The organism is Brevibacillus aydinogluensis, assembly GCF_961514395.1.
Classification (GTDB): domain Bacteria; phylum Bacillota; class Bacilli; order Brevibacillales; family Brevibacillaceae; genus Brevibacillus; species Brevibacillus aydinogluensis.
Window position 1 is genome coordinate 2,379,507 of sequence record NZ_OY569118.1, and the last position, 19,062, is coordinate 2,398,568.

Genomic DNA, 19,062 nt, shown 5'->3' on the forward strand with positions numbered 1-19,062 from the left:
CAACTAGTATAAATTAGACCGGCAAAATGAGCAACTCTTTCGTCGAGGATGTCAGTACCTCGTGGCCGTCCGCGGTGATCAGCACGTCGTCCTCGATGCGCACCCCGCCAAGGCCGCTGATGTAGATGCCCGGCTCCATCGTGACCAGCATGCCCGGTTCCAGCACGAAGGGACTCACCGTCGACAGATTGGGCAGCTCATGCACTTCCACGCCCAGGCCGTGACCCGCGCTGTGTCCGTACGCGTCTCCGTAGCCCGCGGCAGTGATGATCTCGCGCGTGACAGCATCCGCTTCCTTGCCGGTCACACCCGGTTTCAAGGCCGCTACGCCGGCGATCTGGGCGCGCAGGACGATGTCGTAAATCTCCTTCAGCTTGGGGTCCGGTTCCCCGACGGACAGGGTGCGGGTGATGTCGGAGTTGTATCCTTTGTAGGCCGCACCGAAGTCCAGCGTGACCATTTCGCCCGCCTGGATGACCTTCTCGCTGGCTCGCCCGTGCGGCAGTGCCCCGCGCACACCGGACGCCACGATGATGTCAAACGCAGCAGCTTCCGCACCGCGTTTGCGCATGAAAAACTCCAGCTCCAACGCCACGTCCACCTCGCGGACGCCTGGTTTGATGTAGCCCTGAATATGCTGGTACGCCTCGTCGGCGATGCGCACTGCTTCGCGGATGATCGCCAGCTCGGAGGGGTCCTTGTACATGCGCAGTTTTTCCATCAGACCGCTCGTCGGCACAAGCTCGACACCGTCAAACGCCTTGCTCCATTCCTGATAGGTGCCAAACGACACGCTGCTCTCAAAGGCAAGCCGCTTTACGCCCGCTTCCTTCAGCACGCGGGCGATCGCTTCCACCGGTTTGCGTTCGTTGTTGACCACACGAAAATGGGGCGCCTGCTCCTGCGCCTGCTCGATGTAGCGGAAGTCAGTGACGAGAAATGCCTCTTTTTCCGTCACGATCACCCAGCCGGTGGAGCCGGTAAAGCCGCTCAAGTAAAACCGGTTTTCCTTCTTTTCCGTAATCAGCGCATCTGCGCCGAGCTGCGACAAGGCGTCGCGAAGTCTCACAAGCCGTTGTTCCATGACCCTCTCCCCTTTGATTTTTTGTTCTTCCGTGCCTTTATCCCTGCGTCAGTTTGCGGACCAGTGCGCGCAGCGCCCATTCGTATCCGTCCGTTCCCAGTCCGACCACCTGTCCCAGCACGACCGGCGCAATGACAGACTGATGGCGGAACGGCTCGCGGGCGTGAACGTTGGAAATATGTACCTCGATCGTCGGCAGCGCCACCCCTGCCAGCGCGTCCCGCAGTGCGTAGCTGTAATGGGTGAAGGCGCCGGGATTGATCACGATGCCGTCGTGCACCCCTTTGGCCCGGTGAATGGCGTCGATCAAGACGCCTTCATGGTTGGACTGACAGTGTTCCAGCCTGCCGCCCAGTTCCTCCATCACTTTTTCCAGCCGAGCAAGCACGTCGTCCAGCGTCTCGCTTCCGTACACGTCAGGTTCCCGCTTCCCCAGGAGGTTGAGGTTCGGGCCGTTCAGCAGCAGGACGGATACCATCGTCCATTCCTCCCCGTGTGAGATTCAGTTGAACATCTTTTTGTAAAAAGATTTTTACTAGAGAAATATTTTACCACACAGAGGAAGGGCTTGAACAGCATCAGGCTTTGTCTGATTGCTCCAGCGAGATCGACATCCCGGCAAACAGGCCGAATGACAGATACCAGGCCAGTTCGGTGCTGAGCGTCGCTTGATTCCAATTGCCGATGCGAAAGAAGTACCCTGCCACGGCAAAAAGGATCAGGCCGTACAGCAACCCGAACCACCACAAGCGGATTTTGCCGAACACTAGCGAATACAAGAAGACGGCCACGATCGTCTCCACGAGCAGCATCAGCGCCCCCAGTCCGACGCCCGCCCAGGAGTTTGCCCTCACCATGCCGAGAATCGGCCGGGCGAACGCTTCCACGCCGTATGGTGTGAAGTTCAGATAATGGGCGGCAGCGCGGATCAGCCCCCACACAACCGTCCCCCAGAAAGCCACTTCTCCCACCTTGGCGAGCGCCAGCGCTTTTGCACTGCCCTGCTGCCCGGCCGACAAGCCTGCCGTGCCCTGCTGTTCCGCCTTTTGTGTCCTGGTTGCGTCCATGTGCATCACCTCAGGTGTAGTATGCGCCGCAGTTCCGGTTTTCACTAATTGTTGACAATTGAATGGCAGCGTGTGAACTGCTTATAGCCTGCGCGTGCCGTTTCCGGTACAATATGTGGTAAGGAAGGTGATAGGATTGGCGCAGCAAAACGTACCCAGTTACGGCGGGCAGGCCGTCATCGAAGGCGTCATGTTTGGCGGCAAACGAGTGACCGTCACTGCCATCCGCAGGAAAAATCAGGAAATCGAGTATTACGAAGCTCCGCGTTCGGAATATAAATGGGCAAACAGCTTGAAAAAAATCCCCTTTGTCCGCGGTATCGTCGGCTTGATCGAAGCCAGCGCAAACGGAGCCAAACATCTGAATTTCGCTACCGAACGGTACAGCATGGAATCGGACGACGACGTGGACTCAGGACCGTCCAAGCTGCAAATGGTGCTCGGCGTAGCCGTGGTCGGGGTGCTATCGTTCTTGTTCGGCAAGTTTGCCTTCACGCTGGTGCCGGTCTTTCTCGCCCAGTTTTTGCTCGGACAGTGGGTGCCGGCGGGGATTCCCCAAAACCTGGCGGAAGGTGTGATCAAACTCCTGCTCTTGCTCGGCTACATTACAGCGATCGCGCAGGCACCGATCATCAAACGTCTGTTTCAATACCACGGAGCCGAACACAAGGTGATTAACGCGTTTGAATCCGGGGTAGAATTGACAGTAGAGAATGTGCAAAAATTTTCCACCCTGCACTACCGCTGCGGCAGCAGCTTTCTGATCTTTACGGTGATCGTCGGGGTCATCATCTACTCGCTGTTCACCTACGAAACACTGTGGGATCGCGTGGTGCAGCGCATCGTACTCCTGCCTCTGGTAATCGGGGTATCGTACGAAGTTCTGCAGTGGACCAACAAATTGCGCGATACACCGATCCTCCGCTATTTGGGTTACCCAGGACTGTGGCTGCAAAAAATCACGACCCGCGAACCGGACGACAGCCAGGTGGAAGTGGCGATCGCCGCGTTTCTCAAAATGCGGGAACGGGATCAGGTCGCAGGCAAAGAGCGACTCATCTCCGCCGGATAACGTTGAGGCATATAGAATACCATTGAGGTGAAGCCCTATGTTACGCCACATCCCCCCTATCATCGTCGCGTTGCTGCTGTTGGCCGCCTACGGCTTTCTGAGGCAGGTCATCGACAATCCTGTCGGCACCTTGATCGTGATCGGCTTGTCCGTGCTGCTGTTTGTGGCAGTGCGAAACTACCTGCGAAGCGGCTCGGTTTTCTCCTCTGCCTACCGGCACAAACAGCCGAAGCCTAAAACCGCACCGCGCCCGACGATGAAAAAGTCGTCGCCGGCAAGCCGCAAAAACCACCCGTTCCGTGTGATCGAAGGAGCCAAAAGCAGGGCAAAGAACAAGCAGAACGAGAGCGACCCAAAGAACCACATCTCGCAGTAACATCAGGCAAAACACTTCTACCCGATTCGTATTCCGTCCGTTTATGCAAAACAGGCTGCCTATACGAGGCAGCCTGTTTTTTTGTTTGGTCCTGGCGGTATGCTGCGGAATACTTCGACGTACTGCTCGAAGTTCCATTTGGCCAGAAACTGGCGGGCCGCCTCTTCCCCCGAACGTATCAGGGCTGCGCGCAGCTCGGGAGGAAGGCCGAAATGCGTGGTCCGCACCCCCAGCGTCGGAATGAAGATCGTCCGTACTGCCTGCGCCCGCTCCACATACAGCCGGTCGTGGGCGTCCAGCATCGTGGTGATCAGGCTGCGGGTAAACGAAAAAAGGCCCCGAATCCGGTACGCTTCCCGCTCCACCCGTTTACTGTGCAGGCGAAACCCGATTGTCGGCCAGCGCGGCTTTCCGGGAACGTCAAACAGCCAGACCGGATAATTGCTCAGCAGCCCGCCGTCCACGATATAGTGCGGTTCCCCGTTTTGCTGCAACCGGACCGGCTGAAAGAAATACGGCAGCGAACACGACATGCGGACGGCCCGGGCGATCGGGAATTCCTCCGGGACGATGTCAAACTGGACGAGATCGTCCGGCAAAACCAGCATTTTTCCCGCCGTGATGTCGGACGCGATGATCCTGAGCTTGCCCGGAGGCAGATCCCCAAAGGTGCGTATGCCTTTTTTCCGCAGCAATTCGTCCATAAACCTTTCAATCCGGTTGGTCCGGTACATCCCCTGCCGCACGAACAATTCGTACAATGGACCGATGACCGGCAGCCGACCGAGGCCGCGCCGCTCGAGAAAATGCAGATAGTCCAGCCGCTCAAACACAGGCCTGAGCTCTCCGCTCTTGTAACCCGCCCCGAGCAGAGCGGCGACAAACGAGCCCGCCGACGTGCCGGCCAGGTTCTTCCACGTATAGCCGTGCTCCTCCATCACCTGCAGCGCTCCGATAAAGGCAATCCCTTTCACTCCGCCGCCCTCAAACACCGCGTCCGCCTGCATGCTCTCACCTTCCCTTCCCTCCTTATCAAATATAGGGAGGTGGCTTGTCGATTACGACAAAAAACGCAAGCCGGTCAGGCTTGCGTCAGTGCAGTTATTCTTCCTTTTGCTCGTCTTCCTGTCGGATACGGCGCAGCTCCTCAATACGCGACGGGTCGGCGTGAAAATACTGGACGAGATACTCCAGGCAGGTGATCGACTCCCAGCTGAGATGGTGCTCGATCCCTTCCACGTCCCGATAGATGTGCTCCTCGTCCACGCCGATGACGCGCATGAACTCTTCCAGCAGACTGTGACGATCCACCAGGCGCTTGCCGATTTTCTTGCCTTTTGGCGTCAGCACCAGGCCGCGGTATTTTTCATAGACCAGGTAGTTGTCTTTGTCCAGCTTCTGGACCATCTTGGTAACGGATGAGGGATGCACTTCCAACGCTTCCGCGATATCGGAGACACGGGCGTAACCTTTTTCTTCGATTAAAGTGTAAATGCGTTCCAAATAGTCTTCCATACTGGGAGTTGGCATGTGAATCCCTCGTTTCCACACGGTATTTCAGGCGGGATGAAAAACCTTGTGGCCAAGGCTTTTCAAACGCACGTAAAAACATAATACCGTGGAAAGCGCGACGGTTGCAAGAAAAACCTGCCTACTGCGGCTGTTTTTCCGCGTTCATCGCCCGCACGTACCGTACCAGTTCCCGGCCGAGCGTCTCCATGCGTTCCTGCAAACGCGGATCTTTCAGCGTCCCGTCCGGCGCAAAGGCGTCGTAGGCGCTGGGAATGCTCGGGCTGGACGGCAGAGGCCAGGCGTGCAGATTGCGCATGATCACCTGCAGGGTGTTTACCGTATTGGTCGCGCCCATGCTGCCTCCTGCCACGCCAAGAATGGCTACCTGCTTGTCGCGCAAATGGCGCCCTTCCAAAAAGTCGAGCGCGTTTTTCAAGGCGCCAGTGATGCTGCCGTGGTACTCCGGCGAACCAATCACCAGCCCGTCCGCTTCCGATACCTTTTGCACAAAACGATGCACCGTCTCCGGATACGTGGAGGCGTCATCGCGATTGTCGTAGACCGGCATCGGCCATTCGGCCAGGTGAATCAATTCCGTTTCCGCTCCCGCTTCCCGGGCGGCCTTCAACACGATCTCTACCGCCAGTTTGGTTGTTGACTGCGCGTTCATGCTGCCAGCAATGCCGACAATTTTCATCTTATTCACCTCAAATGGGGGAGTTGTCTAAAGTACCTTCATACAGTATATCCATATATTAATAGTTTGTAAACACATATGTATCATTAATCACACTGTTCTGAACAAGCCTCTGTGCCTCATACATTGGTACCAGTGCGACAGATTTCATGACGCATGAACGAATTTGGGTTCCACGCTGGGAAAAGGATGATGTGAATGGACAGAAGCGCATGGCGAATCGCCGTCCTGTTCGCTGGGGCTGCGCTCGGCGGTTCGTATTTTAGCGGTAATGAATGGCTGCGCTTTTTTGCCTATTTCGGCTCGTGGGGGACGATTGGCCTTGCTGCTGCCAGCATCGGACTGGGGTGGATCGGCTGCCGTGTGCTGGTCTCCTGTCATCGCCAGGGGGTGCGTACGCTCCACGATCTGCTTTTGCACTGGTTTGGCCCTACATTCGCTCCCACCTTCTCCGTGTTGATTCACCTCTCCCTCTTGGCTTACGCGGGAGCGACAGCAGGCATGCAGGCAATGCAGCACATGGCTGGTGCGTGGAGCTGGCTGTTTGTGCTCGCCCCCCTGCTCCTCGCCGTGGTGGTTGTCTCTCAGGGGTGGACGACGATCCTTAGGGGGACAGCCGCCTCACTTGCCGCCGGACTGCTAATGCTTGGGTTTGTGTTTGCCGAACAGCGCCACGTGCCGATTCCTTCGCTCGGATACCAATTCAACGCTCTGTGGCTGATCCAGGCCGTGCTGTACCTCTCCCTGCATTTACTGGTCTGTCTGGTCGTCGTCCTGCCGCTTGCCACCCGCGCGCCCCGCCAGAGCACGATACGTGCGGGCGTGTTGGCGGGCACACTGTTCTTTTTCTTCGCCTCCCTGCTGGGACAGGCGATCCTTTTGGCTCACTGGCACGACATCCACTCCGCCGCCTTGCCGCTTGCGCACATTCTGGCTTCTCTCATGCCGTTTGCCGACCTGCTGCATCTGTTGTTGTCACTCGGACACGCCGGCCTCATCCTGGGCGCACTCGTTTACGCGATGGCCGTGCCCGTGGCGGTGCGCCACGATCTGCACATGGGGCCGCTGCTGCTGGCGATGCTGGCCGGGGCCGGTCTGTTTGCACTGCTGCCACTGGTAAGCGTCACGGCAGCCAATCTGGCCGCAAGCAGCGCCACGTACTGCGGACTGTTGCTGCTGGGGCGCCTGTTGTGGAAAGGCAGGAAACCACGTCCCAAACTGCCCGCGTGAGCACAACCCGCTGCATCATCAGGCCATGACGGGGAGGATGACATCGACCGTCGTTCCTTTGCCCGGTTCGCTGGAAACCACGATTTGGCCGCCGTGCTCCTGGATGATCCTGCGGCTGACCATCAGGCCAAGTCCGGTCCCCTTTTCCTTGGTGGTGTAAAAGGGCTCGCCCAGGCGCGGAATCTGTTCCGGGTCGATCCCGCCCCCCGTATCAATGATCCTGATTCGCACCTCGCCTTTGTCCAGCTCTTCCGCCTCCACCCGGAGGTGTCCCCCGTTTGGCATTGCTTCGATGGCATTTTTGCACAAATTGATGAAGACTTGCTTCAACTGGTTTTCTTCACAGGTGATGAGCGGCAAATTCTCCGAGATTCGGGTGTGAATCTGGATGTTGTTTAAGATGGCCTGGCTGTCCAGGAGTGAGAGAACGTTTTTCAGGATGCCGCCCACTTCCCGCTGCTGATACTTGACCGCCTGCGGCTTGGCCAACAACAAGAGTTCGCTGACGATCAAGTTGATCCGATCCAGTTCGGAGAGCATGATCCCGCAGTACCGATTGGCTTCAGCGGACGACTGCATTAATTGGATAAAGCCGCGCAGCGCAGTCAATGGGTTGCGGATCTCGTGGGCGATTCCCGCCGCCAGCTGCCCGACGGCAGAAAGCATGTCCGACTGGCGGAGCAGTTCTTCTGCCCGCTTTTTCTCCGTAATGTCGCGGGTGACGATCATAAAACTGATCACCCGTCCTGTCTCATCCACAATTGGTTTGCAGCGAGATTCCAGGTTGACCCAGTGGCCGCCGTTGTGCAGGAAGCGGAATTCGACCGAAGCCATTTCACCGGTTTGACCGATGCGCGCAATCGCCTGCCGGACGGATTTCTGGTCATCCGGATGCACCCGATCCATGAAGTCGTACACCTGATTGAACTGATCGAGCGGATACCCCAGAATCGACTCATGCGAAGGAGACATGTAGGTCACCGCACCGCTCCCCTCGTACACGCAGATCATGTCGGTCATGTTTTCGGCGATCAGCCGGTACTTTGCTTCGCTCACCCGCAGGCGATGCTCCACGCGCTTCTGTTCGGTAATGTCCCGCGCGCTGCCGACAATGCCGATCACTTTCCCCTCGCCGTCGTAGATCGGCGCCAATGAGAGGGACACGTGCAGGGGTTGGCCGTTTTTGTGAATGCGGACCGTTTCCAGCCCAATGATGCGCTTGCCATTCAGCACTTGTTGATGGTAGTAGTCGGCTTCTTCCTGCAAATGCGTGGGGATGAACGGCAGCGGCCGGTCGATCAATTCTTCTTCGCTGTAGCCAAAGATGATTTCTGACGCCTGGTTGATGCGCTTGATGCGGCCGTTGACGTCAATCACCGAGATGGCGTCGGGGGTTTGCTGCAGAATGGACTCCAGCAGTTCTTTCGTGGCCAGTCCGTCCATTTCCACCCGCTTCTGGTCGGTGATGTCCCGCCCCAGCATCAGGAGGGAGACTTTATGGGTCAGTGGATCCATGACCGGTACCTTTACCAGGTCGATAAAGCGTGTCGATCCGTCCGGCTGCTCAAACACTTCGACGCGACGGAACGGTTCTCCCGATCGAAAGACGAGTTCGTCGGTTTCCCGGCAGCTGAACAGACTTTGCCGGTAACGGTCCGTCACGCCCACCAGCTCCGGACTGGCTGAGCAATCGCCGACAAAGAATTTCCCGGCCGCTTGATTGACGTATAAAAGATCGCCCGTTTTGCTCTTGATGAACAGGAGGTCCGGGACGGCGTCGAAATAGCTGCGGAATCTGTGCTCCCGATAGCGGACTTCCTGTTCCAGTTGACGGACGCGCCGCAGCAGGTACAAGATCAAGAGGAAGGCCGCCACCTCCAACAACTCCAGGACACCGAACAGCAGTCTCCCATTGGCTTGGGAAGACCATACGGGCCAGTGTGCCACGGCGGTGACAACCGCCAGGGCGATTACCGCCAAGAACGAAGGATACAGCGCTTGGGATTGCTTCATATCAACCTCCGTAACAGATGTAACTGATGGACATCCCCGTATTGCGGTTGGGGATGTTATTTTATTCGGAAATTTCCGATAAATGACGCGAAACATTACGGTGACGCTGCTGTTCCGGATTGCCCACGACACGATCGCGGTAAACGCATTGCCGCACCAGCCACATCTCCCTTTGCCGGGAATCACTGATTCACACTCTGCACAAAGTGAGTGAATTTTTTTACATTCGCGAAAATTATACCTCTTTTATCAAAAATCGACCATTCCTTACCATTCGACAGATTTTGACAATTACTTCCGGAAGGCAACAAAACGCCCGCGTCTAGAAAACCTGCGCGGGCACGGCAAACGTCTGTATTTCCCTTTTCCTATCAATCCTCATCACTTGGGAGCGGGTCGGCCCGCCGGATACGCCGGGGTGTGTTCATCGGCAATCTCGCGCACGGCGGCCAGGACGATTTGCGCCGTACGGCTGAGCTGCTCCCGACTGATTCTGTCCACGGTGTCCTGCGAGAGCTCCCTCTTTCTGTCAGCGGGTACTGGAGCGACTAGCACGGCGGCGGGAATCCCGGCGCGGGCAAACACGGTCGCTTCTCCCCCTATGCCAGACTCGCCAGGTCGAGCGGCGGAAAAAACGGCCCCCGCCTGCTCTGCCAGATCGGCGGGCAGATTTCGCAGTCCGTCCGCTGTAACCGCCGTCAATTCCCCCGCGTCCGCACTGCCGACGCCATTGAGGCAGAACGCAGCGACGATCTGCTGCTTCTCGGCTTCGGACAAGGAGCGCACGTAGGCATCAGCCCCCCGCGTCCCGTCGTAAGCCGCTCCCAGACTGACGAAACGCACTTCCGTGTCAACCTGCTGACTGGCCAGAAGGCGGGCTGTCTCCAGCAGCACGGCCGCGCCGGACGCTCCCTCGTTGGCCCCCGGCGACGCGGGCGGAGAATCGTGGCGTGCGGTCACCAGTACCGTTTGACCTGTGTTTGCCCCCTTTGGCTTTCGCGCCGCGATCAGATTGTACGACGTGCGTCGGGTGGAGACACCGCCGATTACGTTCAGCTCAGCGGACACCTTTCCCTTTTCCAGCAGACGCTGACGCAGGAGTTCCCCTTCCGTTCGCGGGAGCAGCACGGCAGGTACGGCCATGTCGAGCGGTTCTTCCAGCGGTTCGTCCCATGCTCCGTCGTCGTCGTTGACGAGAATGACTCCCGCCGCCTGGACGGCCGCCGCGTTGCGCACCTTTTCCCCCAAGGGAATCTCTCCCCGCTGGATCAGGACGATCTTCCCTTCCGCCTGTATGCGGCTCAACTCCGCCGCCGTGCCTCTCCCGGCGTCAATGATCTCGGCTGCCGCCCTGCCGTTTGGTCCATGTGTCAAGGCGGTCACGTTCCACATGCGGTCGGGCCAGCCATCCGTGCGCAAGGAGAGCTGGGTCGGCTGGCTGTACACGTAATAGAAAAACGGCTGCAGCTTGGTCTCGTACCCGTACAGGCGAAGCTGCTCTTCCACATAGACGAGGGCGGCAAACTCCGATTCCGTCGCCGCCGCCCGCGGCTGACGGGACAGGCGCTCTACGTGATCGTACAGACTGTCGGCGTCGATCTGTTCCTGCACTCCGGCCGCCGCCCCTGCTGGAAGCGGCAAATGTAAACTCATGACCAGCATGGCGAACAACGTCCATCTGCAATACGCCCTCATGGCATGCTCCTTTCGCAAGGCGTTTGTTTTTATTATGGGCAGGGGCTGTCGCCAGCGTCTAGTCAGAATAGTTTGTCAAATGCGGGCACACAGCGTCATAGAGCGACAGGATTTGTGGCCCATCCGTAAAATCAAATTGACCCTTGTCCCCCAGTTTGGTAAGGTGGAAGGAGAATCCATCTACTGCTCGACGCGGATTTTTGCCTGTCCGCCGCCGGGGCTGCATATTTGTCGGATGGTTTTTTGCAAACAAGAAATGTCATAATTTTTGTGTAATCATGAAGGAGGATTTCGCCATGCTGTATGTGGATGGCAAGTGGGTCGAGGCTGACGAACTGGCCGTACACCCGGAAGACCGCGGCTACAACTTTGGTGACGGGATCTATGAGGTGGTCCGGATTTACAAAGGGAAAATGTATCAGTGGGACGCCCATCTGACCCGTCTGTTCCGCAGCGCGCGGGAAATCAAGTTGGACCTGCCTTGGACGGCGGCAGAACTGAAAGATATTGCTCAGCAGCTGATCGTCAAAAACAACCTGACGACGGACGATGACGCCATCCTCTACCTGCAGGTGACGCGCGGCGTTGCTCCTCGCCTGCACGATATCCCGAGCGGCATCCGCCCGGTCATCATGGGATTTGTCCGGCGCAAGGAACGCCCACTGGCCGATCAGAAAAAGGGACTGACCGCCCAGCTGGTGGAAGACATCCGCTGGCTCCGCTGCGACATCAAGACGCTGAACCTGCTGGGAGCCGTGCTGGTCAAGCAGTACGCCAAGGAGGCCGGCGCCCAGGAGTCGATCTTGCACCGCAACGGCATCATTACCGAGTGCAGCGCCTCCAACCTGTTTGCAGTCAAGGACAACGCCCTGTACACCCACCCCGCCGACAATCTGGTTCTGCACGGCATCACCCGGCAAACCGTCATCGACCTGGCAAAGGCAAACGGCATTCCGGTGCATGAGGAGGCGTTTGACATCCAGTTCCTCAAGCAGGCGGATGAGCTGTTCCTCTCCAGCACGACGGCGGAAGTGATGCCCATTGTCGCCGTGGACGGCCAACCGGTTGGCAGCGGCCAGGTAGGCCCGATGGTGCAAAAACTGCAGCAGCTGTTCGAGCAGCACATCTATTCCGAGGTGCTCGTGTAATACACTGAAACACATCCTGCTTTCCAATCTACGCAAGTGAAGCGGCTATCCGTATCGGGTAGCCGCTGCTTTTTACTGCTCATTTGACAGCCTCGTTCACGTTTTGGGGGCGCATCCGCAGCCGCAATCCCCAACTCAACAACGCAAACAGCACTCCCAGCAGTCCAAAAACGACGACAGCTTCCATTTTCGCCAGCAGCCATCCCGATACGACAGGTCCGGCGGCCATTCCCATGTACCGGATGAAGTTAAACAGTCCCATCGCACTGCCCCTGTTGTGCTCAAATTCATTTGCCATCATTGTCGAGTACAAAGGAGTTATGACCCCTACACAGATCCCGTACATTACCAGAGCCGTAAACATCCCGATTAACGAAAATGAATGGGTAACGGCAAAAAGCAGAATGCTGCCTGCCGCTACGACGTGTCCGCCTGCACTCAGCGTCTTGAGCGGAATTCGGGCTTGCAGGTAGGTAAAGATCGCGCTTCCCGCCATCGTGCTTAGCGCCAGCGGCAGATAAAGCAGCCCTACCAATTTCAGGCTTGCATGATAGTGATCCGTCAGCAAGACAGGCAGGTATACGATCACGGCGAAATACACGAAGAAAAACAGGAAACTCAAGATCAGTATCGAGCTCCCCGTCCTGTTTGTGAAAATGCCGCCATAGTGATTCAAAAGCCCGCCTTTCCTGACAGATTGTTTCCCTTCCGGAGTATCTTTCGGGAAAAACAGCTGATGGGCCACCAGGAGAATGGCGGAAGCGATTGCGAGAAACCAGAAAATTCCGGGATAGCCATGCCAGTCTCCCATCCATCCTCCCAGTACCGGGGCTACTGCAGGCGCAACAGACAGCAGCATTTGATACGTCCCCATCGCTTTTCCGCGTTGGCTTCCCTGAAACAACCTGCCAATGGTCGCTGCGGCAACAAGCGGGAGAGCAGCAGTTCCTGCCGCTTGCAGAACCCTGAACAGCAAAAACACTGAAAACTGATTGGTGACAGCGCACCCGATGCTGGAAACGACAGTCAACAGGATGGCCGGGATCAGCACAAATCGGGCCCCTTTCCGATCTACGAGCGGTCCGAGAACCATTTGCATGATCGCGGTAACGAAAATAAACAGCGATACCGACAAATTCACCAGGTTCATGGAGACGTGAAACGAGTCCCTGATCAGGGGAATGATCGGCGAGTAAATATTTTGGTTTAACGATGCAAAGAAGGCGCTGATACAAACCAGATACAAAATGAACGCGGCATTACCGTTAGCGCTCTTCACGGAGGGTCCCCTGCCTTTCCGCCAGTTCCTCCTTGATTTGCATGGTCAGTTCTCGGAGGAATTTGAGAATGGCATGCCGCTCCATCTCAGTAAAGCGGTCAAGAAACTGGTAGAACTGCTGTTCTTTCCGCTTGTGTATCGCTTCGTGCATCTCAAACACTTGCCGTCCTTTTGGCGTCAACCGAAAATACACTTCCTTCTTGTTGTCCGTGAGTTGGAAGCGTTTAATCAGGTCTGCTTCCAGCAATTTTGCCGTGATTTTGGTAATGTTTGCTTTGGACAAGTTCATTTTCTTGGCAATGGCACTGTTGTTGATCGGTTCATGCTGCCCGATACAGTCAATGACGTGAATGCTCGTCATATTTCGGGGCAAGAGTTTTCCCTGTTCACCCGTCGCCTGGTTCAAAAACTCCTGAATGTCGGTATCCGCCTTTTGTTCGTTCAGGTGCAGCAGCTTCATATACTGGTCATAAATCAGCTCGTGTGTCAGATCAGACATTGTTCCTGCACTCCCTTCGGATTTATCGTGCACATTTCTCACACAAAATTGTTAACCAGTAAACGATTTTATTTTATCCTCGGCCGTAAAATAATGTCAATGATCATTGTTGATAAGTTTTCGCAAATAATTTACATGTTAATAAAAGATTTCTGTCCTCACGAGCATGAAAAAAAGCTCTCAGGAGCCGGTGGTTTGGCCCCTGAGAGCTTGTCTAATCCGTATTCGTCCATTTGTCTGCCTGATTTCCTCCGACGAAAAACCTGTCCGTCAGCGGCGGAAGTTCCACTCGTCCGAAGCGTAGCGGGTACGAACCAATTCATCGGCCAAAGCCAATTCTTCAGCCGTCAGTTCTCCCGGTACCAACTCCACCTCCAGACCGGAAGCGAAGCCGTCGCGGAAGGCATGCACAGCCTCTTGCAGGCTGATCGGCCGGGGGCTTACCTCGTTGATCGTCACTGCCTTTTGCCGGAAGCTCTCCATCATGCGCTGTTTCACGCGCTCGGACGGGAAGTTGAGCAGCGAAAAGAGCAGCTCGACGTCCATCTCCAGGAGAATCGAACCGTGCTGCAGGATCACGCCTTTTTGCCGCGTCTGGGCGCTGCCCGCCACCTTTTTGCCCTCCACCACCAGTTCGTACCAGGAGGGGGAATCAAAGCAGGCTGACGAGCCGGGCGAGCTGTACTTTTCCTTTTCCTCCTCGGTGGCCAGCGAGACCATTTCCGCGTGCAGGCCGAGCCGCTGAAATCCGTGCAGCAGCCCCATGCTGATCACCTTGTACGCCTCCGTCACGCCGGACGGCATTTTCGGATGGCTTTCCGAAACGACGACGCTGTAGGTCAACTCCTGATCGTGCAAGACGGCCCGTCCCCCGGTGGGACGGCGGACAAAGCCCAGCCCTCGCTCACGCAGCGCCTCCAGGTTGATTTCCTTGGCCGCCTTTTGAAAGTAGCCGATCGACAGGGTCGCCGGATTCCATGTGTAAAATCGGACGGTCGGCGGTACCTTTCCTTCGCTGTGCAGTTGCAAAATCGCCTCGTCGACAGCCATGTTCATGGCCGGTGACATGGCTTCCGTGACGAGAAAACGCCATTGTTCCATAGTTCGACCTCCTCTTGCCCCATCCATTGTACGCCGCCGGCAGCCGGGACGGCAAGAGACGGACGATTCCATTGCACACGTGGACGCGCCTGTCCCTTATCGTTTCTTCCCCTACGTCACCGTACGATCTCCCTCCATCTTACCACATCATCCAGTCCGCCTGGCGTCGTCACCACCTGTAAAAGTGTCGAAAAGAGGCCCTAAGCCGCCGCTCGGAGAATCGCGTAAACAAACAAAAAAGCCGGGCAACCCACCCGGCGCACATGATCCACGTATCGAGGCAGCCATTTTTACGTGACGACAGCCCATGCAAAGCGCACGTGACAGCTCGCCTGATAACCGTCCGTTCGGTTCTGGAAGTATCGTTCCTGGATATCGGCCGAGCTTGCGTTTTCATGCAGACGCAGCCCCACACGTTCCAACTCGACAGCCAGCGTCGACGGGTCGAGGGCCGTTTTCATCGGCTCACCGATCTTGCTTAGCTCCTCCCGCATCTCTTTATCGTGCGGCGCGCCTTCTTCCGGCACAAAGTAATCGAAAATCACTGCACTGCCCGCAGGGGCTATCTCGGCAATGGAACGAAGCGTTGCGAACACTTCGTCGCGCGTCAGGTACATGGTGACTCCCAGCCAGCTAAAAAAGCTCTTCGTCTGCACATCGTACGCCGTACGCTTCAGTGCATCAGCCAGGCGTTCCTTTGTGAAATCCACAGGCACAAAGTGGAGATGTGACGGGGTCTCCCATTTCAATTCAGCCAGCCGATCGCGTTTGAAGGCTTGCGTGGCCGGGTGGTCTGCTTCAAATACCTGCAGTTGACGCAGAAGATCGGGACGGCGGAACGCAAACGTATCCAACCCGGCCCCGAGTATGACATACTGCCCGATCCCTTGTTGTACCGCGAGCTCAAGGTTGTCTTCCGCATATCGCGAGCGGCTGAGAACATGAGACAGTCCCATCGCCTGCAGGAACGGCCGCAGAGCGTCAGCCGCCTGACCGGAGCGTGCCAGGCCGGCTTCCGGGACGGGAATCTGAAGGGCACTGGCCAATCCTTGTTCAATCAGCACACGTCTTTCCTCTGGTATCAGCTCGAAGGCGAGAAAGTCATCAAAAATTTTCGGGGTGTCATTCATGGTATGGTAGGCGCGCATGTAGGCGGTCATGATCGCGGTCAGACTGACGTGGTTTTCTTGCAAGGTTATCTCCTCCTTTGTACTGCCGATCTTACAAGGAATGGAAAGACGGCGTGTACAAAGAAGTATACACAGACCAGCAAATTGTTTCAATCGTTAATTTTTAATCATATCATAAAATTTAAATTTTGTCAAGGGATTAGGTCTCCAGCTGTGATGTTCGCAGATGTTCGCAATCTGTCGGGAGTCTTCCTGCTCGCAATCCGTATGTGGACAACGCAAAAACCGCCCGAAAAAAACGGGCGGTTTCAATCGGTTATGCTTGTTCCGGCTGGTAACGGAGGATCGGCTTGCGTGCTGCCGTCGCTTCGTCGAGGCGCTTGACCACCGTGGTGTGCGGCGCTTCCTGAACGATTTCCGGGTTTTCTTCGCACTCGCGGGCGATTCTCAGCATGACCTCGATAAACTCATCGAGCGTTTCTTTTGTCTCCGTCTCCGTCGGCTCGATCATCAGACATTCGTCGACGATCAGCGGGAAGTAGATCGTCGGCGGGTGGTAGCCAAAGTCAAGCAGACGCTTGGCGATGTCCAACGTACGGACGCCCAGTTTTTTCTGGCGGACGCCGGAGAGGACAAATTCGTGCTTGCAGACGCGGTCGTACGGCAGCTCGTAGGCCGACGCCAGCTTTCTCATCATGTAGTTGGCGTTCAGCACGGCGTTTTGCGAGACTTGCAGCAGCCCTTCCGGCCCCATCGTGCGGATGTAGGCGTAGGCGCGGACCAGGATGCCAAAGTTGCCGTGGTAGCCTTTTACGCGGCCGATGGACTGGGGACGGTCGTTGTCCCAGTAGTACGTGCCGTCTGCTTTTTTGCCCACGATCGGGGCTGGCAAAAACGGCTCCAGAATTTTTTTCACCCCGACTGGACCGGCACCGGGACCGCCGCCGCCGTGCGGACCGGTAAAGGTTTTGTGCAGGTTGAGGTGGACGACGTCAAAGCCCATGTCGCCCGGCCGGGCAATGCCCAGGATCGCGTTGGCATTGGCCCCGTCGTAGTACAACAGACCGCCCGCTTCGTGGACAATCCGCGCCATTTCCACGATATCTTCCTCAAACAGGCCGAGCGTGTTGGGGTTGGTCAGCATCAGCGCCGCCGTGTCCGGACCGACTGCCTGGCGCAGCGCTTCAATATCCACCAGGCCGCGCTCGTCGGACGGAATCGTCACGGTTTGCAGGCCAGCGACCGCTGCGGAAGCCGGGTTGGTGCCGTGGGCGGAGTTGGGCACGATCACTTTCGTGCGCTGATGGTCACCGCGGCTCTCGTGGTACGCGCGAATCATCATCAGCCCGGTCCACTCGCCGGCCGCTCCCGCTGCGGGCTGCAGCGTCACCGCATCCATCCCGGTGATTTCCGCCAGGTCGTTCTGCAGGTTGTACATCAGCTCCAGAGCACCCTGGACGCTTTCTTCCGGCTGATAGGGATGGGTTTGAGCGAAGCCCGGATAGCGGGCCACATCTTCGTTGATTTTCGGATTGTATTTCATCGTGCACGATCCGAGCGGGTAGAAGCCGTTGTCCACCCCGTGATTGCGGCGGGACAGTTCGGTGTAGTGACGCACGAGCTGCAGTTCGGACACCTCCGGCAGTTCGGTTGGCGTCTCGCGGATCAGATGCTTGGGCAGCAGCGCGGCCACGTCGACTTCCGGCACGTCCAGCGCCGGCAGGTTGTAGCTCACGCGGCCTGGTTTGCTCAATTCAAAAATGAGTGCTTTGTCCTTGTCGTTATGCACGTGTGATCGCCTCCAGTTCCTGCACCAGCGTGTCGATTTCGTCTTTCGTCCTCAGCTCCGTGACAGCGAGCAGCATGTGGCCGGACAGTTCCGAATAGGCAAGTCCAAGATCGTACCCGCCGATGATGCCCTTCGCGAGCAGCGCCTTGTTCACCTCTGCGACCGGCTTGGACAGCTCCACCGCAAATTCGTTGAACACCGGCGCTCCGAAGGTAATCCGGAATCCCTTTGCCTGCAGCGCCTGTTTGGCGTAGTGAGCTTTTTGCAGGTTCATCATCGCCATCTCCTGCACGCCCTGCTTGCCCAGTGCCGACAGCGTGATCGACGCAGCCAGCGCCATGAGCGCCTGGTTGGAGCAGATGTTGGAGGTTGCCTTTTCGCGGCGGATGTGCTGTTCCCGCGCCTGCAGGGTCAGGACAAACCCGCGTTTGCCGTTTTCATCCTTCGTCTGGCCGACGATGCGTCCCGGCATTTTACGCATCAGCTTGGACGTGGTGGCAAAGTAGCCGCAGTGCGGTCCGCCGAACGAAGCCGGGATGCCAAACGGCTGCATGTCGCCGATGACGATGTCGGCTCCCAGCTTGCCTGGAGCTTCCAGTACACCGAGGGAGAGCGGGTTGGCAGAAACGACCAGCAGCGCCCCTTTTTCGTGCGCAATCGGTTCGACCGCCGCCAGGTCTTCCACGGCGCCAAAGAAATTGGGGTACTGCACGATGACTGCGGCAGTCTGGTCGTCAACCAGCGCTTTCAGTTCGGCAAGATCGGTCACGCCGTCGCCGGTGAAGCCCGCTTCGACCAGCTCCACGCCTTGTCCGTAGGCGTACGTTTTCAGCACGCTGCGCGCCTCCGGGTGTACGGCACGGGAGACGACCACCTTTTTTCTGCCGGTGTGGCCAGCCGCCATCATCGCCGCTTCGGCGAGCGCGGTGACACCGTCGTACATGGAAGAGTTGGCCACCTCCATCCCGGTCAGCTCGCACACCATCGTCTGATATTCAAAGATGGCCTGCAGCTCCCCCTGGCTGATCTCCGGCTGGTATGGCGTGTAGGCGGTGAAAAACTCGCCGCGCAGCAGCATGTGGTTGACGACGCTGGGGATGTAATGCTCGTACACGCCGGCACCCAGGAAGTTGACGTGGGTGCTGAAGTTGACGTTCTTGCTGGACAGCCCTTGGAAGTAGCGGACCAGTTCCGGTTCAGAGAGCGCTTCCGGGATGTTCAGATTCCCTTTGAAACGCACCTCTTCCGGGATGTCGGCAAACAGTTCATCCACGCTGGAAATGCCCAGCGCTTCCATCATTTCGCGCTTGTCCTGATCAGTCTGCGGCAGGTAACGGTATTTCACGTGCGAGGTCCTCCTTTTCCACGCT

At 57.2% G+C, this 19,062-nt stretch carries 18 protein-coding genes; 4 read left to right on the forward strand and 14 right to left on the reverse strand.

Annotation, left to right across the window (positions count from 1 at the left end; translation table 11 throughout):
• Positions 1-13 precede the first annotated feature (13 nt).
• The 3 genes from Q7F15_RS11710 to Q7F15_RS11720 all read right to left on the reverse strand — a co-directional run bounded on the left by Q7F15_RS11710 (position 14) and on the right by Q7F15_RS11720 (position 2,151).
• Positions 14-1,084, reverse strand: coding sequence for a M24 family metallopeptidase (locus tag Q7F15_RS11710; protein ID WP_304414392.1), 1,071 nt, complete (start codon positions 1,082-1,084; stop codon positions 14-16).
• A 37-nt stretch (positions 1,085-1,121) separates the two neighbouring features.
• The gene (gene aroQ, locus Q7F15_RS11715) at positions 1,122-1,562 is read right to left on the reverse strand and encodes a type II 3-dehydroquinate dehydratase (RefSeq protein WP_171565625.1); all 441 of its coding nucleotides are present in this window, start codon (positions 1,560-1,562) and stop codon (positions 1,122-1,124) included.
• A 100-nt stretch (positions 1,563-1,662) separates the two neighbouring features.
• Positions 1,663-2,151, reverse strand: coding sequence for a YqhR family membrane protein (locus tag Q7F15_RS11720; RefSeq protein WP_171565626.1), 489 nt, complete (start codon positions 2,149-2,151; stop codon positions 1,663-1,665).
• A gap of 136 nt (positions 2,152-2,287) precedes the next feature.
• Here Q7F15_RS11720 and Q7F15_RS11725 point away from each other — a divergent pair, with 136 nt between their 5' ends.
• Positions 2,288-3,223 carry a DUF1385 domain-containing protein gene (locus Q7F15_RS11725; protein ID WP_304414393.1) on the forward strand — a complete coding sequence of 312 codons (936 nt, stop codon included), beginning with the start codon at positions 2,288-2,290 and terminating at the stop codon, positions 3,221-3,223.
• Between the two features lie 37 nt (positions 3,224-3,260).
• Positions 3,261-3,599, forward strand: a complete 339-nt coding sequence (locus tag Q7F15_RS11730; protein WP_171565628.1) for a hypothetical protein — start codon at positions 3,261-3,263, stop codon at positions 3,597-3,599.
• 59 nt (positions 3,600-3,658) lie between these two features.
• Here Q7F15_RS11730 and Q7F15_RS11735 read toward each other — a convergent pair whose 3' ends face one another.
• The 3 genes from Q7F15_RS11735 to Q7F15_RS11745 all read right to left on the reverse strand — a co-directional run bounded on the left by Q7F15_RS11735 (position 3,659) and on the right by Q7F15_RS11745 (position 5,808).
• A complete protein-coding gene (locus tag Q7F15_RS11735) occupies positions 3,659-4,606 on the reverse strand; it encodes a patatin-like phospholipase family protein (protein ID WP_171565629.1) in 948 nt (315 codons plus the stop codon).
• A 94-nt stretch (positions 4,607-4,700) separates the two neighbouring features.
• Positions 4,701-5,129 carry a transcriptional regulator MntR gene (mntR, locus tag Q7F15_RS11740; RefSeq protein ID WP_171565630.1) on the reverse strand — a complete coding sequence of 143 codons (429 nt, stop codon included), beginning with the start codon at positions 5,127-5,129 and terminating at the stop codon, positions 4,701-4,703.
• A gap of 121 nt (positions 5,130-5,250) precedes the next feature.
• The gene (locus Q7F15_RS11745) at positions 5,251-5,808 is read right to left on the reverse strand and encodes an NADPH-dependent FMN reductase (RefSeq protein ID WP_171565631.1); all 558 of its coding nucleotides are present in this window, start codon (positions 5,806-5,808) and stop codon (positions 5,251-5,253) included.
• Positions 5,809-6,006: 198 nt separating this feature from the next.
• On the opposite strand from Q7F15_RS11745, the gene Q7F15_RS11750 reads away from it, so the two are divergent.
• Complete coding sequence (locus Q7F15_RS11750; RefSeq protein ID WP_304414394.1) at positions 6,007-7,038, forward strand: hypothetical protein; 1,032 nt, start codon at positions 6,007-6,009, stop codon at positions 7,036-7,038.
• An 18-nt stretch (positions 7,039-7,056) separates the two neighbouring features.
• On the opposite strand, the gene Q7F15_RS11755 is transcribed toward Q7F15_RS11750, so the two are convergent.
• Together Q7F15_RS11755 and Q7F15_RS11760 are read right to left on the reverse strand one after the other, a co-directional pair.
• The gene (locus Q7F15_RS11755; RefSeq protein WP_304414395.1) at positions 7,057-9,051 is read right to left on the reverse strand and encodes a PAS domain-containing sensor histidine kinase; all 1,995 of its coding nucleotides are present in this window, start codon (positions 9,049-9,051) and stop codon (positions 7,057-7,059) included.
• Between the two features lie 381 nt (positions 9,052-9,432).
• Complete coding sequence (locus Q7F15_RS11760; RefSeq protein WP_304414396.1) at positions 9,433-10,746, reverse strand: M28 family peptidase; 1,314 nt, start codon at positions 10,744-10,746, stop codon at positions 9,433-9,435.
• A 296-nt stretch (positions 10,747-11,042) separates the two neighbouring features.
• Between Q7F15_RS11760 and dat the strand changes: the two genes are divergently transcribed.
• Positions 11,043-11,894, forward strand: coding sequence for a D-amino-acid transaminase (gene dat / locus Q7F15_RS11765; protein WP_171565635.1), 852 nt, complete (start codon positions 11,043-11,045; stop codon positions 11,892-11,894).
• Between the two features lie 79 nt (positions 11,895-11,973).
• Here dat and Q7F15_RS11770 read toward each other — a convergent pair whose 3' ends face one another.
• The 6 genes from Q7F15_RS11770 to gcvPA form a co-directional block, all read right to left on the reverse strand.
• Positions 11,974-13,173: an MFS transporter gene (locus tag Q7F15_RS11770; protein WP_171565636.1), complete on the reverse strand. Its 1,200-nt coding sequence runs from the start codon at positions 13,171-13,173 to the stop codon at positions 11,974-11,976.
• Positions 13,160-13,672, reverse strand: a complete 513-nt coding sequence (locus Q7F15_RS11775; RefSeq protein WP_212132363.1) for a MarR family transcriptional regulator — start codon at positions 13,670-13,672, stop codon at positions 13,160-13,162. The genes Q7F15_RS11770 and Q7F15_RS11775 overlap by 14 nt, the downstream gene beginning before the upstream one ends.
• Positions 13,673-13,942: 270 nt before the next feature.
• Positions 13,943-14,773, reverse strand: a complete 831-nt coding sequence (locus Q7F15_RS11780) for a lipoate--protein ligase family protein (protein ID WP_304414397.1) — start codon at positions 14,771-14,773, stop codon at positions 13,943-13,945.
• 290 nt (positions 14,774-15,063) lie between these two features.
• Positions 15,064-15,966, reverse strand: coding sequence for a class I SAM-dependent methyltransferase (locus Q7F15_RS11785; RefSeq protein WP_171565639.1), 903 nt, complete (start codon positions 15,964-15,966; stop codon positions 15,064-15,066).
• 253 nt (positions 15,967-16,219) lie between these two features.
• On the reverse strand, positions 16,220-17,692 hold the full coding sequence (gene gcvPB / locus Q7F15_RS11790) for an aminomethyl-transferring glycine dehydrogenase subunit GcvPB (protein ID WP_171565640.1): 1,473 nt from the start codon (positions 17,690-17,692) through the stop codon (positions 16,220-16,222).
• Positions 17,685-19,037, reverse strand: a complete 1,353-nt coding sequence (gene gcvPA, locus Q7F15_RS11795) for an aminomethyl-transferring glycine dehydrogenase subunit GcvPA (RefSeq protein ID WP_171565641.1) — start codon at positions 19,035-19,037, stop codon at positions 17,685-17,687. The genes gcvPB and gcvPA overlap by 8 nt, the downstream gene beginning before the upstream one ends.
• Positions 19,038-19,062: the final 25 nt, after the last annotated feature.

What these genes read in the sequence shown, in the direction of transcription:
- Q7F15_RS11710 (WP_304414392.1), bottom strand. Translation starts at nt 1,084, where the DNA reads ATGGAACAACGGCTTGTGAGACTTCGCGACGCCTTGTCGCAGCTCGGC.
- aroQ (WP_171565625.1), bottom strand. Translation starts at nt 1,562, where the DNA reads ATGGTATCCGTCCTGCTGCTGAACGGCCCGAACCTCAACCTCCTGGGG.
- Q7F15_RS11720 (WP_171565626.1), bottom strand. Translation starts at nt 2,151, where the DNA reads ATGGACGCAACCAGGACACAAAAGGCGGAACAGCAGGGCACGGCAGGC.
- Q7F15_RS11730 (WP_171565628.1), top strand. Translation starts at nt 3,261, where the DNA reads ATGTTACGCCACATCCCCCCTATCATCGTCGCGTTGCTGCTGTTGGCC.
- Q7F15_RS11735 (WP_171565629.1), bottom strand. Translation starts at nt 4,606, where the DNA reads ATGCAGGCGGACGCGGTGTTTGAGGGCGGCGGAGTGAAAGGGATTGCC.
- mntR (WP_171565630.1), bottom strand. Translation starts at nt 5,129, where the DNA reads ATGCCAACTCCCAGTATGGAAGACTATTTGGAACGCATTTACACTTTA.
- Q7F15_RS11745 (WP_171565631.1), bottom strand. Translation starts at nt 5,808, where the DNA reads ATGAAAATTGTCGGCATTGCTGGCAGCATGAACGCGCAGTCAACAACC.
- Q7F15_RS11750 (WP_304414394.1), top strand. Translation starts at nt 6,007, where the DNA reads ATGGACAGAAGCGCATGGCGAATCGCCGTCCTGTTCGCTGGGGCTGCG.
- Q7F15_RS11755 (WP_304414395.1), bottom strand. Translation starts at nt 9,051, where the DNA reads ATGAAGCAATCCCAAGCGCTGTATCCTTCGTTCTTGGCGGTAATCGCC.
- Q7F15_RS11760 (WP_304414396.1), bottom strand. Translation starts at nt 10,746, where the DNA reads ATGAGGGCGTATTGCAGATGGACGTTGTTCGCCATGCTGGTCATGAGT.
- dat (WP_171565635.1), top strand. Translation starts at nt 11,043, where the DNA reads ATGCTGTATGTGGATGGCAAGTGGGTCGAGGCTGACGAACTGGCCGTA.
- Q7F15_RS11775 (WP_212132363.1), bottom strand. Translation starts at nt 13,672, where the DNA reads ATGTCTGATCTGACACACGAGCTGATTTATGACCAGTATATGAAGCTG.
- Q7F15_RS11780 (WP_304414397.1), bottom strand. Translation starts at nt 14,773, where the DNA reads ATGGAACAATGGCGTTTTCTCGTCACGGAAGCCATGTCACCGGCCATG.